This window comes from uncultured Exiguobacterium sp. (genome assembly GCF_964277885.1).
In the GTDB taxonomy this organism is placed as follows: Bacteria; Bacillota; Bacilli; order Exiguobacteriales; family Exiguobacteriaceae; genus Exiguobacterium_A.
Map to the genome: position 1 here is coordinate 1341015 of NZ_CAXYJR010000005.1, position 14351 is coordinate 1355365.

The following is a 14351-nucleotide window of genomic DNA, read 5'->3' on the forward strand; positions in this document are numbered from 1 at the left end:
CTACAAAAAAACGACCTCGATCATATCTCCATCGAGGCCGTCACTTTTTAATTTTACACGGTAAATCGTCCGGTAACGTGTTTCAAATCATCCGCCATCGTTGCGAGTGATTGGGACGCGGACGCAATCTCTTCCATCGACGCCATCTGTTCCTCGGTCGAAGCGGAGATGTTTTGCGTTCCGGCAGCAGTTCCTTCCGTCACTGCTTGAATCGTGCGCATGACTGAAGCAATCTGTTCACTTGCCGCGGCCATTTCCTGAACGGCACCGGATACCTCCTCGACGTGCCCTGTCACGTCGGTAATGGCTGTCTCGATTTGCGCAAACGAGTCGCCCGCCTGATCGACGACAGCAATCCCACTCGTCATCTCGGTTGAGACTTTTTCCATCGAGACCACCGATGCTTCCGTCTCTTGTTGGATGACACGAATCAACGACTCGATCTGTTTTGCCGAAATCGCAGATTGTTCAGCAAGTGTTTTGACTTCCGCTGCGACAACCGCGAATCCGCGTCCTTGTTCGCCTGCGCGCGCTGCTTCGATTGCTGCGTTTAACGCGAGCAAATTCGTTTGCGCCGCGACACCTTTGATCGAGTCCGTGATTTGACCAATTTCCTGCGATCGGTTACCAAGACCATCGATGACGTGGCTGAGACGCGAGACGTCTTCTTGAATCCGTCCCATCTGTGTACCAAGTGTTCCGACGACCTGACCACCGAGTGCGACTTTTTCCATCGCATCTGCCGTGCGTTCCGTCATCTGTTGCGCATTTCCGGCGACATAACGGACAGACGTCGTCAACTCTTCAATCGTCCGTGATGCATCGGACACTTGGTGCAGTTGCTGACTCGCACCACTTGCCATCTCTTCCATCGTCACAGCGACCATCTCGGTTGCTTTCGTCGTCGATTCCGCATTGACGCTGAGTTCATCTGAAGCGACAGCGACACGCTCTGCTGTTCCCGTTAATTCTAAAACGACTTGTTGTTGTGACGCGATCATCTCATTAAAGGACGTCGTCAATTGTCCCAGTTCATCTTTTGAGTCATAATCGCCACGGACCGTCAAATCACCGTTACCCGATTGATCCATCCAGCCTTGCAATCGACGAATCGGACGGGTAATCAGATGCGTGATATATAAGGCAAGTCCTACGAATAGAACGACACCTAACAAGATAATCCCGAGCATTAAGTAAAAGGCTGTCTGTTTTTCTGACTGATTTTGAGCATTCAGATCCTTCGCCTGTCTCGTCATCGAAGCCATCAACGACTTCGCTGAACGTGCAACATTATCCCGAACTTGCTCCAAACTCTCCGAATAGGCTTTGTAGGCCTCTTCGTTCTCATTTCGCGTCGCGGCATCTTGAACGATGCTCATCCCGTTATCATAGGCTAGGACGTTATCCTTTAAGTCTTCTAATTGTTTTTTTGACTGTACAGTAAATCGTCCTGTATCTTCTACCTTATTGAGCGATGAACGGATCTGCGCCTGCCGCGTATCGATATCCGCCTGCAGCTCACCAATTCGAGTCTCGTCCTTCGTTAAAATCATCTCGACTAAAAAGGAATCAAGTGCCCTTGTATCGATTCGGATCTGTGCCACCTCTTGAATCGGTATCAGATTTTCTTGATACATCGTTCGTGAAGCATTTGACATCTGATTCAAGAAATATAACGCGGCTCCTGCGATTAAGAGCATCGCGACAATCGCCGTCGCAATCAATACTTGAATCTTCCGTCTGACTGACATGTGTTTCATTCCATCCCCTCCCATTTTTTTATCGGTTCAGGATGAAAATAGTTGACTGATTTTTCAATATTCCTTCATTTTGATGTGCTCAAGCAAAGCCCTGCCATACGACTTTCTCTCTCATGTTCGATATAATCAGCATACAGCAGGTGAAGAAAGGATGTATTCCATGCAACGTGTAGCCAATGAAATTACGCAATTTCGCGGCAGTCATTATGAGTTCGGTCGCGAACAAGGACGTTACGTCAAACGAAACCAGTTGCTCCATAACCGGGAGGACAACTGGAAGATCCGTGTTCCGCGCTTTCAAGTCGATCCGGTCGAGACGAAAGAGATGTTCCTTCGCTACGCCCCGCATATTTGGGATGAGTTACTTGGACTCCAGGACGAACTTGAACTATCATTGCCAGATACGTTACTGCATTTCGGGCATTACCGGGTCGAAGGACCGAAAAGTGGTTGTTCGATCATGACCGGTGATAATTTCCTCGTCCGCAACTATGATTACCATCCGATGACGTATGACGGTCGATTTTCCGTCTTTCAACCGAATGATGGCGGTTCAGCAATCATCGGTCCTGCCTCTCGGGTGACCGGTCGGATGGACGGGATGAATGAGCATGGGCTTGCGATGGGCTATAACTTCATCAACCGTCGCCGTCCGGGAGATGGGTTCGTCAGCTTCATGATTGGGCGGATCATCCTCGAGATGTGTACGTCGGTCGACGACGCGATCTCACTCGTCAAGGAGATTCCGCATCGCGGATCGTTCACGTATGTCGTCCACGATAAATCGGCGCGTTCGTTCGTCATCGAGGCGACGGCACGCGACGTCCAAGTGCGGGAATCGAACATGTGCACCAATCACTTCGATTTGCTGCAACACGAAAACCGCTATCATCTGGATGACTCAAAACGTCGGATGATGGAGTTGAAGACGCATCAACATATGATTCAAGATGCCGAGTCCGCATTTCGACTCTTGAACGATACCGATAAAGGTGTCTTCGCTGATTTATATGCCCAGTGGGCAGGAACGATTCATACATCCGCCTACTTCCCGGAAGAGTTGAAGGTCTGGTTCGCGCTCGGTGGTGATCAGGAGCCGGTCACGTTCGACTTTGCCGACTGGCTCGCTGGCAATGACTTCACAGCAAACGAAATCACGGGAGAACTGGAGACGAACATCCAGTTCGCGAATACCTTACAGACATGGCGTTAAACGAAAACGTTCCTCCTGCTCGCGCAAGAGGAACGTTTTTTTAATGGCTGTCATCGAGACGTTTCGACATATGATAATCCGTCTTCTCGTACCCAAGCGATTCATACACATGAATCGCCCGTTCGTTATGCGCGAAGACATGTAGCGAAATCTTCTTGACGTTCATCCGTTTCAACATCACTTCTAGTAAGCGGAGCGCTTCCTTGCCATAGCCCTGATTTTGTTTTTCAGACGTAATCTTGACATCGAAGATGAAAGCACAACGTCCGCGTGATTCTTCTGTCACATGGACCCAGACCATTCCAAGATCGTTCCCTGTCTCGTCACGAAACGTAAATAAGTAGTGATCCTTCGTCTTCAGACCTTCTGGCAACAATGTTGCGAATTCTTGTGTTGCCTTCTCGAGCGACTCGTTCTCCGACCACGTACCGGCACGACACTTCTCTGCCGCGTATTCTTCAATCGCGACTGGTAAGTAGGTCTCATACGTCGCTTGACTCATTTGCTCGATGCGCATGCTGCCACCTCCTGCGTTTTCGACCAGTCCCGTCGTAACATCGCATAGACCTGGAGGTCGTGATAAGTTCCGTACAATTTCTCAGCGTCCCGTAAGACGCCTTCTTTCGTGAACCCGAGTCGTTCCGGGATCCGTCTGCTCCGGATGTTTCCGGTCGCACACTCGATGACGACGCGGTTCAAACCGAGCGTCTCGAAACAATAGTTCGTGACGAACCGGACGACGTCCGTCATGACGCCTTTTCGAAGTCCCTTTTCTCCTAAGTAATAGCCAATCGACGTTTGTCCGAGATGCCGATTAATTTCATGTAAACTGATCGTTCCAACGAGCTCGTCCTGAAGATAGATGCCGCATGTAAAGCCGTTACCATCGGCGAACTGTTGCAGCCATGCCGGAATGACGCTCTCCTGATATGTACTTGCCTCTGTTGCACCATCGACCCAACCGAGCCATTCGCGGAGATGTGCGCGATTGGCATCGACGAGGGCGAACAATCCTTCCGCATGGTGCCGTTCGATCAATTGAAGCGATACGTGATCGGATACTTGTAATCTGAACATGACCTCTCCCCTTTCTAGTACCTGTTGTTTGACGTTAAGTCGTCGTTTCCCTGCTTGACGTCACGTTCCATTCCATTCGTCTCGAGCGGACAGCCATTCCGAGTGCCTCGTAAAAGGCGATCGCTTCCTGATTAGCGTCATCGACGCCGAGTTCGATTTTGTCACAGCCAATCGTTTCCGCATGCGCGTAAGCGGCTTGCATCAATCGTCTCCCGACGCCTTGTTTTTGATGCGTATCCGCAACGACGAGACTGATGACGCGTAAGTAATGCTTATCGAAGACGAAGCCGCTTCCTTCGACGAAGTCTTCCTTTAGGACGATCACACCGGCAAGCCCATCTTGTTCCGCAACGAGTAATGCATAATTCGGATTCTCGAGTTGCGACAGAAATAAGTCTTCCGGGACCGGCATCTCGTGCGGACGGTAATGATCGGGTCGTAAGGCGACGTGTTGATCGTGGATTTGCTGAAACAATGGAATCAAGGCCTGAAAATCGTCAGGACGAGCAGTGCGGATATTCATCAGAAGTTCGCTCCCTTTTCGTTTTGTAGTATATTAACATATTATTCCAAGGTAAAGGGATACTTTTTATACAAAACGGCACTCCGTTTATCGGAATGCCGTCTCTCACTTAAATGGCTTTTGTAAAGTCTCGCGCTGTCTTCGTTAACGTCGATGCCGCACTCTGAACGTCATGGAAGCGATCGACCGTTTCCGAGACGACGGTGACACTTGCTTGTGCATCCGACGTTGCTTGCGTCATCGCACGGGCAATCCGCTGCAGTTCATCATTCATTCGCTGCGTCGTTTGCCGGACATCGACGACGGCTTGTTCGACGAGCTTTGAGAGATTTCGGACTTCTGTTGCAACGACGTTGAATCCTTTTCCATGTTCACCAGCTCGCGCTGCCTCGATCGATGCATTCAGTGACAAGAGATTCGTCTGTGACGCAATTGTTTTGATCGTCTCGGTCACTTGAGTGATGTCCTGTGCCTGGCGTTGCAGCCGTTCAATCGTCTGATGGTTATCACGGGTCGTCTCGGCCATCTGTTCGATTGTTCGTCGTAACGCTTCGCTTTCCTGCTCACCATGCGTCGATCGCGTATTCAAATCACTAGCAATCGTGTCAAACGAAGTCGCGAATTGTTGAATCGTCTGCTGGCGATCCGTAATATCGGAGGCAATTTTCAAAACACCGGTCACTTCCGTTCCATCGTAAATCGGCATATAGGTTGCTTCTAACCAAATCGATTGACCATGCGCATCGATGCGTTCAATTTTATCTGCCGTACTGAAGCCACTAAACAGCTTCTGCCAAAATGCTTGGTAACTGTCACTCATTGCAAACTCCGTCGTGCAGAAGAGATGATGCTGCATCCCAATCATCTCTTCTCGTTTATACTTCATCGTCTTTGCAAACAATCCATTGACATCGACGACTCGACGTTGCCGGTCGAATCGAATCATTGCGACATTATCTCGCAGAGAGGCTAAAATATCTTGGGATCCTAGGTCGGTTGAAAGTTGGGTGGTCATGATTACAAACTCCTCTCGCCATCTACCTCCTGTTACAAGCTATCCAAGATATTACAAATCGGAATAGTATGAATTAAAGATATATGACTAAAATTTTTTATCTTCTTTTACTATATCCAGACAACGATAGGATGAAACGTGATTTCTTTAAATATTCATATCCTACACCTCTTTTTTAAACTTGTCTTTTTCTTCCGACCTGCTATACTCAAATCAAAACTTATTAAATCATTTTAATAAGTGATGTAGATTGGAGGTCTTTGATTGACTGAACTCATTTCACGCACTCGTCACGCTTTTTTAGTCGAGCATTTAGATACAATCCCAGCGATTCGACACGTCTTAAATGTCAGTTTTCCGACTGCGAGCAAACAGATCGATCAGATGATCGCTGCTCGGGAAATTGAAGAGACACCACTTGAATTGGTTCGCGGAGGGCGTCCGGCAAAACGGTATCGCTATCGCACGGATCGCTTCCAAGGACTCGCTCTTTATCTTGAACGCACGTATCTGCAGTATCGCATCCACGACGTTGGTGGACATGTGATCGCAACGGATCGCCTGAACTTCGATTCGACGAATCATGGATCTGTTTTATTGAGAACGCTATCAACATTACTCGACGATCATCCAGATGTTCAAACGCTTGCGATTGGTGTTGCCGGTGCCGTTGATACCACCGGCACGATCCTGTTCGCCCCGGATTATCCGACGTTAGACGGTCGTCCTTTGCAACAAGAACTGACGGAACGGTTCGGGCGACCCGTCATCGTCGAAAATGATATGAACACTGCGGTCCGTGCCCAAGCTTCTGATAACGAGACGACTGTCTATGTGTATCTCGGGACGAACGGACCGGGCGCTGGCGTCGCCTTTTCCGGTCATGTCATCCGCGGAGCGCATCACTTCGCTGGAGAGATCTCGTTCATTCCGTTTGACGAGAATCGAAATGTCGGTCAAGTCCTCGCGACGACTGCACCGCACTCTGACGACTGGTATGAAGCGTTAAGTCGAATCATCCTCTCGTTTAGCGTCACTTTGAATCCAGATGTCATCTTGTTTACAGCGTCCGATGTCTCGGATGACGGATTAGCACGGCTGACGGAACGATGCGCCAAGCGCTTTCCGCTCGACAAATTACCTCAGTTGCGGCAAGGCGACTGGGAAACCGATTATTTAGATGGTTTGATGCAACTGAGCATCCAGTCGTTCATTAAACAAATCCCGTTAGGAGGTCTCGCCCGATGACCCGTCTACTATTACCTTTGATTTATCTCGCTTTTATCAGTCTCGGTCTGCCGGATGCGTTACTCGGTACGGCGTGGCCCGTGATGCGGCTCGATCTCGACGCACCGCTCGACATGGCAGGTTGGCTCTTCATGACGATCGCTGCCGGAACGATCGTTTCGAGTCTGTTTAGCGGTCGTCTGATCGAACGTTATTCAACGGGTCCGATCACGGCAGCTTCTGCTGGTCTGACGGCACTGGCATTGATCGGTTTTTTCGTTGCTCCGTCCTTGATTTGGCTCTTCGTCCTTGCGATCCCGCTTGGACTCGGTGCTGGAGTCGTCGACGCGGCGTTGAATCATTTTGTTGCCACCCATTATCAAGCACATCATATGAACTGGCTCCATTGCTTCTGGGGCATCGGTGCGACAGCTGGTCCGCTCATCATGGCTGGTGTATTGCTCGATTCCGGCTGGCGTTTAGGTTACCTCGTCGTCGGCGCATTGCAACTCGTCTTGATGATTGTCTTGATCGTCAGTTTACCGCTTTGGAAACGGGCTCCGAAACAGGTGTCTGAACAGGTTCAGACCGTGAACACATCATCCGGAAAACCACGCGGATTGGTCGCCGCTCTCGCAGCGTTTTGCTTTTATTGCGGGGTTGAGGCGGTCGTCGGGCTGTGGGGCAGTAGTTATCTTGTCCAAGTCCGGTCCTTTTCCGTAACATCAGCAGCGACGTGGATTTCCGTCTATTACGGAAGCATCACCGCGGGGCGATTCATCAGTGGTTTTCTGTCGCTACGCTGGTCGAATCGTCGTTTGATTCGTGTCGGTCAATGGACGGCATTCGTCGGAGCCGCCTGTTTCATCCTCGCACCCGCTGCCTGGATGCCGCTTGGTTTCGTACTTGTCGGGCTTGGTCTCGCACCGATTTATCCGGCAATGCTCCATGAGACGCCGTTTCGCTTCGGGGAGGCTGCGGCGCAACGGCTGATGGGGGTACAAATGGCATTCGCTTATACCGGTAGTACCTTCATGCCGCCATTGTTCGGATGGCTGGCGACTTCCTACTCCTTATCGTTGTTCCATTGGTTTACGATCAGTCTCATCTTCTTGATGCTGGTCGCTACGGAAGGCTTGAACCGGATGTTATTCAGACAGCGATTGGCAAAAGCGTCTTGAAAAAGGAGGAATGGAGATGAAGATTGAACATATCGCCCTCTTTGTGGCAGACCTGGACGGGATGCGTCAATTCTACGAAACACATTTTGATGCTACGGCAGGCGAGCGGTATCATAATCCGGCGAAAGGGTTCACATCGTATTTCCTGACGTTCTCGAGTGGTGCGCGTCTTGAGTTGATGCAACGGACGGATATCACGGAACGGACGATGAATGCGCTCGGGTATGCCCACCTCGCCTTCTCGCTCGGCAGTAAACAAGCAGTCGATGACTGGACAGCTCGGTTACAGGATGCCGGTGTACAACATCTTGACGGTCCTCGGACGACGGGTGACGGGTATTATGAAAGTACGATCGCGGACCCGGAAGGTAATGTGATTGAGTTGACAATCTAATGATGAAACGAAACAATCCCTCATTCTGATTAGAGTGAGGGATTGTTTGTCGGTCCCGTGACGAACAGTTGTCTGACACGTATTTCATTCAGGTTATCTTTAAGCGACGATTACAAAACTCTTTCTCTGTAAACATTTGTAATGATATGCTAAAAAAGAACTAAATTATGACTATGCGCATTCTTTTGACTAGGAGGTAGTTTATGCGAAAGTATTTAGGATGGATCTCGATTGGCATCGTGGTTTTTACTTTTTTGACGGTTAAGCTCTTACCGTTCAATGGTTTTTGGGGTACGAACTATATGTTAGCTGGACTAGTGCTTGCGCTAGTGTGCGCCATCACTAGTCTAAGAAATACGAGGAAAATCCTCGCATTAACATTGCTCACTTCTCTATTGGTGCTATTTATTTTTTCAGTGATCGGTTTTTTAGCACTAGCTTGATTGTTTCACGAAACGATGAAAAACGGTTGACGATTAACTGATATCATTGCGATATTTATTCTTGAACATGTCATACGTTGCTGTATCACCGAACAAAAAGAAACAACCGCGATCATCATAGATATTCATGACGATATTTCGCTCTATGTTTACGAAAAAGACTTCCGGATAGTATGTATATGTTTGACGAAATCTTGGTTGCAGCGTTGGGAAATCCTGATGGCAGATCGCTTTGATTAAACGCTTATAATCTAACGCGTTTTTGTTCGATAATAAAACGGTATATTCGGATACCTGTTCTTCTTCATCAATCACTTTCTCTACGAACTTTATGTTGTATTTATCTTCTCTACGTCTTAAATGACGAAACACTTTCGTCGCTGACTTTTGATATTTACCGCGCTCCCTTCTCACATGCACGATGAAGTAAAGGGACTCCTCTTCTCGGAATACATCTTCAAACAGTTCGTTTGATTTTTTGTATACCTGTTTGAAGTATTCTTCATTGATTTCATCTAAATTATCCTTTAGTTGATAAAGATCCTTAACTAAATCTACGTGGAATACTAAATCCTTCTTGACAAAGGAACGATCAAATAAGTTCACCTTCCCAAAATGTTGTTGCAAGTATTGTTCTAAGTTCATTTTAAAACTCCTTTATTCTGATGAGGACAGATGTATTGTTTTGAATAACTGTTGCAGGATGGATTAATTTAATGATCGATACAACAAATCTAGAAAGGAGGATGCGAAGATGATCATTGATACATTATCGAATCATCCTGAACAATTAGAAGTAGTTGCCACAATGATTCATACCGAATTCGTTCAAAAGAAAAAAGGGACGACACCCTATGAACAAATAAAAGCCTTTTTAGACAAAAAATCAGATGAGTCGTATCCTGTGACGTTCGTTGCCTTAGATGATGTCACGTGTATCGGAACCGTTTCCCTATTTGAAAATGACTTGAATGAACGACCAGCCTATACGCCTTGGCTCGCTTCTTTATTCGTTGAAACAGTTTATCGGAATCAAGGAATCGCTCAGCAACTCATCAATCAATTAATTATCTACGCTAAATCACGACAGATCCCAACAATTTATTTAAAAACAGACAACGCTTCAGCATATTATAAAAAATTCGGATGGATACTGATCGAAACGATCGAGACGACCGATTTACCATTACATATTTTTTCTTACAATGTTCAAGAATCATAGTACGTTTTAGTGACCGACGACAGCAATTTTGTATAAATGATCTACCGCAATGAAATACCAGAAAGGATGTTTTGATGGATCTTGAAATTAAAAGCTATATTACAATTCCGCCTGAAACCAAAGAGTTAGATGTGCATCAAACCTATCCGGGCTACATAAAGATGACTGATCTCATCAAAAACGATGTCTTTAATTATGCTTTTGGTCGAGCTGGCGGATATCCTGCAGGAATAGTCACTTTTTGTATTGAGGGAATGCCCCTTCCTTTTAACGCACACGTGAGCGAGCTATTCCAATTTTGGCATGCGTTGATAAAAAGTGTTGCCACGAATGATTTGCATGACATTGAAAAGTTCGATTGGTCACTTCCATATGAAAATGAAGAAATTTCTACGCATTTCATTCTTCGATTTTTCTATCGAAAAAAACGAGTAGAATTTCATTATCAAAAACAACACTTGGCTACTGTTTCACTAGACGTTTATAAAAGAGCAGTCGTACAGGGATTTTTAGACTTTATGTGGCATACGAATCTCGAGTTTGAGACGATCATGTATGATTCGCTAGGTGAGGAGATTGATTACGCAGCGATGCGAGAAGATGGAGGAGACGATTTATATACATGTCGCTACATCTTTTTACAATTCATGAAAGAACTCTATCGACAAAAAAATGATGTACAACCGTTGATAAACTTCGATGTTAAGATTAGCCGTACGTTTTCTAATTTACATTATGATTTAAAGGATTAAGAACTTACTGGTGTGAAAGCAGTTATACATCTTTTTTAAATCGATCCTTCGTATTCGCGTACACACCTGCAAAAACTATAAAAAATAAGAGTAGCACGAATCCTACTATGACGAAAAATGAAGATCCAAACATCTCACTGAATGCAATCAATAATAAGCTAAAGCTGATCCCATACATGATCTTACCCATGAATTTACATAAGGCGACTTCGTCATATGTTTCCTTTTTACTTTCTGACATCGTATTATATCCTGCAAGTAATGAGGCACCCTTTCCACGAGATAACATGACAGCAAACACTACCAAGGGAACAAAGATTACGAAATAAACGATGGATTCGTTCAAGACCATGCACTCCTAACTCTTGTTTTAATAGATGTCGTTTTACTTATCCATCTACGTTCTACGATCAAACTGAGTTTCATTCAAATATCATAAGCACAATTTGTTGATTTTATTCACATGTAATGAATAACGTACTGGATTCCATCAATACTGAAGATGTCTTTACTGAGCGCATCATCAAAAGTGTGGATACAAATTAACGAAACTGCTTATGAAGATATGGTAGTTGATAATACTGAAAAAAGCTTCCTCTCTGGAGTAACTATAGTCTCTGTCGAGACATCATCGATCATTACATTTCATACTATCCGAAGCTACGACAAAAGATTGAACGTTCGTAACGGAAGACGATTTCTTAGAAAGTTACATCTATCAAAAGTTTCTAGAATAATAAAAAAATAAGCAACGTTATTTCACTACGATTAGTGAGAATATATTGCTTGTTTCAATTATATAAAATGATTTATTTTACCTCTCCTCATAGATACCTTTTCTAAAGTCGTAAACCTGGCTCCATATCTTGATCTTAGTACCATTGATCGTCACCATATCCTTCGTCCACTTCACGTCTTTTATTTCGCGACAAGGATACTCCCAGTACATTCTACGTTTTTCTCCGTTCTTATTCTCCATGATACCAAGCATCGCATAATCCACCGTCGCGCCACCATTCGCGCGGTAAAAGCGAATCGTGTACGTCTGATCGGGCGAGCTACTTTTTGAGATATACTCTTCTTTTGGTACAACGTTGATATCAACCAAGAAAAATAGTCGATAGATCGTCCACACGACATATATCGAAAGACCCACGCCTGCTATGATTCCAGTTATCTTTAACTTTTTTCTCACTTTTCAAAACTCCAATTTTTATATATTCTTCACCATTCAAATAATTAGTCTACCCAACGCGTTCTGATAGACGGTCGTGATGCATATCTGCTTCAACACTTCTAAAAATTGAAGTAATTTATTCATACGCTTATCTGACTGATGCATCATCCACGTTTCCTTCGATGTGCACTAGCGTTGAATAAGCAGCTCGCAAATTCCAATCAACTCGTTCACTTCTCTCGCTAACAACAACTTATCACCGTATGGATCGAGTTGAATCAAAAGATCGCAACGATTGGACGCACTTGCGAAGTCTTCTCTTAAAAAGCGTCGGACTTGTCTCGGAAATGGAACACCGTATAAGATCAACTCTTCAGTAAAACGCACACCGTTACAGACTCTCAAAATACCTTTATACCACTCCAGAATCGCTAAATGATTGGTCATGGATGCTTAGATACGCGCTTCTAGACAAGGACTCTCCACGGACACTTGATAGTTTTGGATGGAGGATGAATTTTCGTACAAATTTAGCTTGTTCTCCACCTTCTGACCTTCGATTGGAATACTGTACTTCATGGATTTTTGATCGTTCACATAAAATAATCGCATCGCCTAAAGGATATATCTTTTAAGGATTTTACATCTTCCTCTATTTCTACTAAATACAAATTTTCATCGAGATGATGGAAGGAATACCATAAATCGCACAAATGATGCTCATTCACCCTCTTGATCGCTAACTGCTCACGTCTTCCTCCACGCGCGCTTCTTGTAAGTTAGATGAAACAGTCATCTTCATCAAAGAAGAACACTATATAAAGGCGGTGCCTCAGAAACGGAAGGGTCTTGCAGTAACTTATCTAGAAGCGACATGTTTCGACTCCTTTTAATTAAAATGTCATTGCTCCATTTTCTCTTTTTGTCTCGTTTTCCGAAGATGAAACCATAAGAGTGTACCCATTCCAATCGACAGAATTGGAAAAAGATACGAGATGTACGATTCCTGCTGATGAATCACATGCATGAAAAAGTAACCAATAAAGCAAATAGTTCTAAGCCATATAGGGAGGTGATCTTTACTGAGAAACGCTAAAAGCATCAGGGAAATACCCGTTCCAAATACTACAATTGGTAATACAGAGAACGGTGTCAAGAACTGAAACAGACCAAGTGCCACAAGAACATAGGCGAGCCTTGACGTCCAGCGTCGAAACTTCTCGCGTTCCTCTCGTCCGGGTTGCATCCCGTAGATATCATCTTGTCTGTATCCTTCCGCTTTCTTCTCGGCAACAAGTTCTTCCATCCGTCGTTTCGCTTGGCGCCTAGTCGTGTACTGTTCTTCCTTCTCATCGCTGAAATCTTGATCCAGCTTCCATTGTTCGGTGACACCTTGATAGATCTGTATCGTTCGACCATCACGATACAAGTACCAGAAATATGTAATGCCATCCACCTGTTTTCTGAGTGTTTGAATCATGTTAACCCTCCAAATCTGCTATGGCATCTTTTGGGTCCAGCTCAAGTCCGACGAGCTCTTGTCCCCAGTTCAATCCACAGTACAGTCCATCGTCGATCATGTTCGGTAACCAGCCATCTATGAATAAATCCAAATCCAAGCGAATCAAGTGATAGTCCGCCCATTCCTTCGTCTGTAACGCCTTCGCCGCTGCTACCGTCGAAAAGAATAACAGGACGTCTGTCTCGTCTTGAGATCTGTCCGTAAGAAGTCTACCTCTTGTAATTTTTCTTCTGTGACGCCAGGTAATCCGATTTGAACCGTCATCTATATGACTCCTTCTTATACATTTTTAATTCTAATTTTTGCGATTAAAGTTCTTTCCTTCAGGATAGAGTCCGGTTAAACGTCTCCCGTCATGAACTTTAGCCTGCCCCATCCGAAGCCGCGTCACGCTATGCTGCTTTTTAAAATATTCAATGACGGGTTCAACGATATAAGACGGTTCCAAGATATGAAGGACGAATTCGATCGCTCCTGGACCATATTCATCTTCAACAAAATACCCGTTACCGATTTCAAAAAGAAATCCGTTGAGGTCTTCTTCAATGTTCGAACCCTGCTCAAAGATGACGTTATACTCTATATCCTGACAAAAGATCTTGACGACAACTTCGTGGTAATCGATTTCTTTAACGACTGCGTATTCGTCCTTTTCTTTCTCAGCTACGAGCTCTCGAATGTAGGGATCAAAATTAAAAAAGCGCGAGAACTTTTGCTCGCTCAGTGGTTTTTCCAAGCGTTCTCCCATGATTCCTTGAAACGTATAGAGTGTCCGTCCATCCTTCTCGAACAGCCAAAAATGATTCTGACCGTCGAATTGATTAATGAGTTGCATGACGTTCCTA

General features: G+C 45.3%; 18 protein-coding genes. 6 read left to right on the forward strand and 12 right to left on the reverse strand.

All coding sequences use genetic code 11. From position 1 onward, the window contains the following. Window positions 1-53: 53 nt before the first annotated feature. Window positions 54-1760: a methyl-accepting chemotaxis protein gene (locus ACHWTJ_RS08670; protein WP_294741584.1), complete on the reverse strand. Its 1707-nt coding sequence runs from the start codon at window positions 1758-1760 to the stop codon at window positions 54-56. A gap of 160 nt (window positions 1761-1920) precedes the next feature. Here ACHWTJ_RS08670 and ACHWTJ_RS08675 point away from each other — a divergent pair, with 160 nt between their 5' ends. Continuing rightward, window positions 1921-2973 carry a C45 family peptidase gene (locus ACHWTJ_RS08675; RefSeq protein ID WP_294741585.1) on the forward strand — a complete coding sequence of 351 codons (1053 nt, stop codon included), beginning with the start codon at window positions 1921-1923 and terminating at the stop codon, window positions 2971-2973. A gap of 40 nt (window positions 2974-3013) precedes the next feature. On the opposite strand, the gene ACHWTJ_RS08680 is transcribed toward ACHWTJ_RS08675, so the two are convergent. The 4 genes from ACHWTJ_RS08680 to ACHWTJ_RS08695 all read right to left on the reverse strand — a co-directional run bounded on the left by ACHWTJ_RS08680 (window position 3014) and on the right by ACHWTJ_RS08695 (window position 5588). Then, the gene (locus tag ACHWTJ_RS08680) at window positions 3014-3490 is read right to left on the reverse strand and encodes a GNAT family N-acetyltransferase (RefSeq protein WP_294741586.1); all 477 of its coding nucleotides are present in this window, start codon (window positions 3488-3490) and stop codon (window positions 3014-3016) included. Then, window positions 3472-4050 carry a GNAT family N-acetyltransferase gene (locus tag ACHWTJ_RS08685; protein ID WP_294741587.1) on the reverse strand — a complete coding sequence of 193 codons (579 nt, stop codon included), beginning with the start codon at window positions 4048-4050 and terminating at the stop codon, window positions 3472-3474. The genes ACHWTJ_RS08680 and ACHWTJ_RS08685 overlap by 19 nt, the downstream gene beginning before the upstream one ends. A gap of 34 nt (window positions 4051-4084) precedes the next feature. Then, on the reverse strand, window positions 4085-4573 hold the full coding sequence (locus ACHWTJ_RS08690) for a GNAT family N-acetyltransferase (protein WP_294741588.1): 489 nt from the start codon (window positions 4571-4573) through the stop codon (window positions 4085-4087). A gap of 109 nt (window positions 4574-4682) precedes the next feature. Further along, window positions 4683-5588 carry a methyl-accepting chemotaxis protein gene (locus ACHWTJ_RS08695; protein WP_394679471.1) on the reverse strand — a complete coding sequence of 302 codons (906 nt, stop codon included), beginning with the start codon at window positions 5586-5588 and terminating at the stop codon, window positions 4683-4685. A 264-nt stretch (window positions 5589-5852) separates the two neighbouring features. Between ACHWTJ_RS08695 and ACHWTJ_RS08700 the strand changes: the two genes are divergently transcribed. From ACHWTJ_RS08700 to ACHWTJ_RS08710, 3 genes are read left to right on the forward strand one after another with little or no spacing between them, the layout of a single operon-like run. Next, window positions 5853-6836, forward strand: coding sequence for an ROK family protein (locus ACHWTJ_RS08700; RefSeq protein WP_394679472.1), 984 nt, complete (start codon window positions 5853-5855; stop codon window positions 6834-6836). Beyond that, on the forward strand, window positions 6833-7996 hold the full coding sequence (locus ACHWTJ_RS08705; protein WP_294746418.1) for a sugar MFS transporter: 1164 nt from the start codon (window positions 6833-6835) through the stop codon (window positions 7994-7996). Before ACHWTJ_RS08700 ends, ACHWTJ_RS08705 begins: the two co-directional genes overlap by 4 nt. A gap of 16 nt (window positions 7997-8012) precedes the next feature. Further along, complete coding sequence (locus ACHWTJ_RS08710; RefSeq protein WP_394679473.1) at window positions 8013-8390, forward strand: VOC family protein; 378 nt, start codon at window positions 8013-8015, stop codon at window positions 8388-8390. A 476-nt stretch (window positions 8391-8866) separates the two neighbouring features. On the opposite strand, the gene ACHWTJ_RS08715 is transcribed toward ACHWTJ_RS08710, so the two are convergent. Next, complete coding sequence (locus ACHWTJ_RS08715; protein ID WP_294746426.1) at window positions 8867-9478, reverse strand: hypothetical protein; 612 nt, start codon at window positions 9476-9478, stop codon at window positions 8867-8869. A 109-nt stretch (window positions 9479-9587) separates the two neighbouring features. Here ACHWTJ_RS08715 and ACHWTJ_RS08720 point away from each other — a divergent pair, with 109 nt between their 5' ends. Continuing rightward, on the forward strand, window positions 9588-10055 hold the full coding sequence (locus ACHWTJ_RS08720; RefSeq protein ID WP_294746429.1) for a GNAT family N-acetyltransferase: 468 nt from the start codon (window positions 9588-9590) through the stop codon (window positions 10053-10055). 74 nt (window positions 10056-10129) lie between these two features. After that, a complete protein-coding gene (locus tag ACHWTJ_RS08725; RefSeq protein ID WP_294746432.1) occupies window positions 10130-10807 on the forward strand; it encodes a hypothetical protein in 678 nt (225 codons plus the stop codon). Window positions 10808-10829: 22 nt separating this feature from the next. Here ACHWTJ_RS08725 and ACHWTJ_RS08730 read toward each other — a convergent pair whose 3' ends face one another. From ACHWTJ_RS08730 to ACHWTJ_RS08755, 6 genes are all read right to left on the reverse strand, one after another. Beyond that, window positions 10830-11159: a DUF3784 domain-containing protein gene (locus ACHWTJ_RS08730; RefSeq protein ID WP_394679474.1), complete on the reverse strand. Its 330-nt coding sequence runs from the start codon at window positions 11157-11159 to the stop codon at window positions 10830-10832. Window positions 11160-11621: 462 nt separating this feature from the next. After that, the gene (locus ACHWTJ_RS08735; RefSeq protein WP_294746435.1) at window positions 11622-12002 is read right to left on the reverse strand and encodes a DUF5412 family protein; all 381 of its coding nucleotides are present in this window, start codon (window positions 12000-12002) and stop codon (window positions 11622-11624) included. Between the two features lie 171 nt (window positions 12003-12173). Then, complete coding sequence (locus ACHWTJ_RS08740; protein ID WP_294746438.1) at window positions 12174-12371, reverse strand: hypothetical protein; 198 nt, start codon at window positions 12369-12371, stop codon at window positions 12174-12176. A gap of 514 nt (window positions 12372-12885) precedes the next feature. After that, window positions 12886-13464 carry a hypothetical protein gene (locus ACHWTJ_RS08745; RefSeq protein WP_394679475.1) on the reverse strand — a complete coding sequence of 193 codons (579 nt, stop codon included), beginning with the start codon at window positions 13462-13464 and terminating at the stop codon, window positions 12886-12888. A 1-nt stretch (window position 13465) separates the two neighbouring features. Further along, window positions 13466-13678 carry a DUF2750 domain-containing protein gene (locus tag ACHWTJ_RS08750; protein WP_394679832.1) on the reverse strand — a complete coding sequence of 71 codons (213 nt, stop codon included), beginning with the start codon at window positions 13676-13678 and terminating at the stop codon, window positions 13466-13468. Between the two features lie 123 nt (window positions 13679-13801). Continuing rightward, window positions 13802-14341, reverse strand: a complete 540-nt coding sequence (locus ACHWTJ_RS08755) for a hypothetical protein (protein WP_394679476.1) — start codon at window positions 14339-14341, stop codon at window positions 13802-13804. Between the last annotated feature and the right edge of the window lie 10 nt (window positions 14342-14351).

What these genes read in the sequence shown, in the direction of transcription:
- ACHWTJ_RS08685 (WP_294741587.1), bottom strand. Translation starts at nt 4,050, where the DNA reads ATGTTCAGATTACAAGTATCCGATCACGTATCGCTTCAATTGATCGAA.
- ACHWTJ_RS08695 (WP_394679471.1), bottom strand. Translation starts at nt 5,588, where the DNA reads ATGACCACCCAACTTTCAACCGACCTAGGATCCCAAGATATTTTAGCC.
- ACHWTJ_RS08720 (WP_294746429.1), top strand. Translation starts at nt 9,588, where the DNA reads ATGATCATTGATACATTATCGAATCATCCTGAACAATTAGAAGTAGTT.
- ACHWTJ_RS08675 (WP_294741585.1), top strand. Translation starts at nt 1,921, where the DNA reads ATGCAACGTGTAGCCAATGAAATTACGCAATTTCGCGGCAGTCATTAT.
- ACHWTJ_RS08725 (WP_294746432.1), top strand. Translation starts at nt 10,130, where the DNA reads ATGGATCTTGAAATTAAAAGCTATATTACAATTCCGCCTGAAACCAAA.
- ACHWTJ_RS08670 (WP_294741584.1), bottom strand. Translation starts at nt 1,760, where the DNA reads ATGAAACACATGTCAGTCAGACGGAAGATTCAAGTATTGATTGCGACG.
- ACHWTJ_RS08680 (WP_294741586.1), bottom strand. Translation starts at nt 3,490, where the DNA reads ATGCGCATCGAGCAAATGAGTCAAGCGACGTATGAGACCTACTTACCA.
- ACHWTJ_RS08705 (WP_294746418.1), top strand. Translation starts at nt 6,833, where the DNA reads ATGACCCGTCTACTATTACCTTTGATTTATCTCGCTTTTATCAGTCTC.
- ACHWTJ_RS08715 (WP_294746426.1), bottom strand. Translation starts at nt 9,478, where the DNA reads ATGAACTTAGAACAATACTTGCAACAACATTTTGGGAAGGTGAACTTA.
- ACHWTJ_RS08730 (WP_394679474.1), bottom strand. Translation starts at nt 11,159, where the DNA reads ATGGTCTTGAACGAATCCATCGTTTATTTCGTAATCTTTGTTCCCTTG.
- ACHWTJ_RS08690 (WP_294741588.1), bottom strand. Translation starts at nt 4,573, where the DNA reads ATGAATATCCGCACTGCTCGTCCTGACGATTTTCAGGCCTTGATTCCA.
- ACHWTJ_RS08710 (WP_394679473.1), top strand. Translation starts at nt 8,013, where the DNA reads ATGAAGATTGAACATATCGCCCTCTTTGTGGCAGACCTGGACGGGATG.
- ACHWTJ_RS08745 (WP_394679475.1), bottom strand. Translation starts at nt 13,464, where the DNA reads ATGATTCAAACACTCAGAAAACAGGTGGATGGCATTACATATTTCTGG.
- ACHWTJ_RS08755 (WP_394679476.1), bottom strand. Translation starts at nt 14,341, where the DNA reads ATGCAACTCATTAATCAATTCGACGGTCAGAATCATTTTTGGCTGTTC.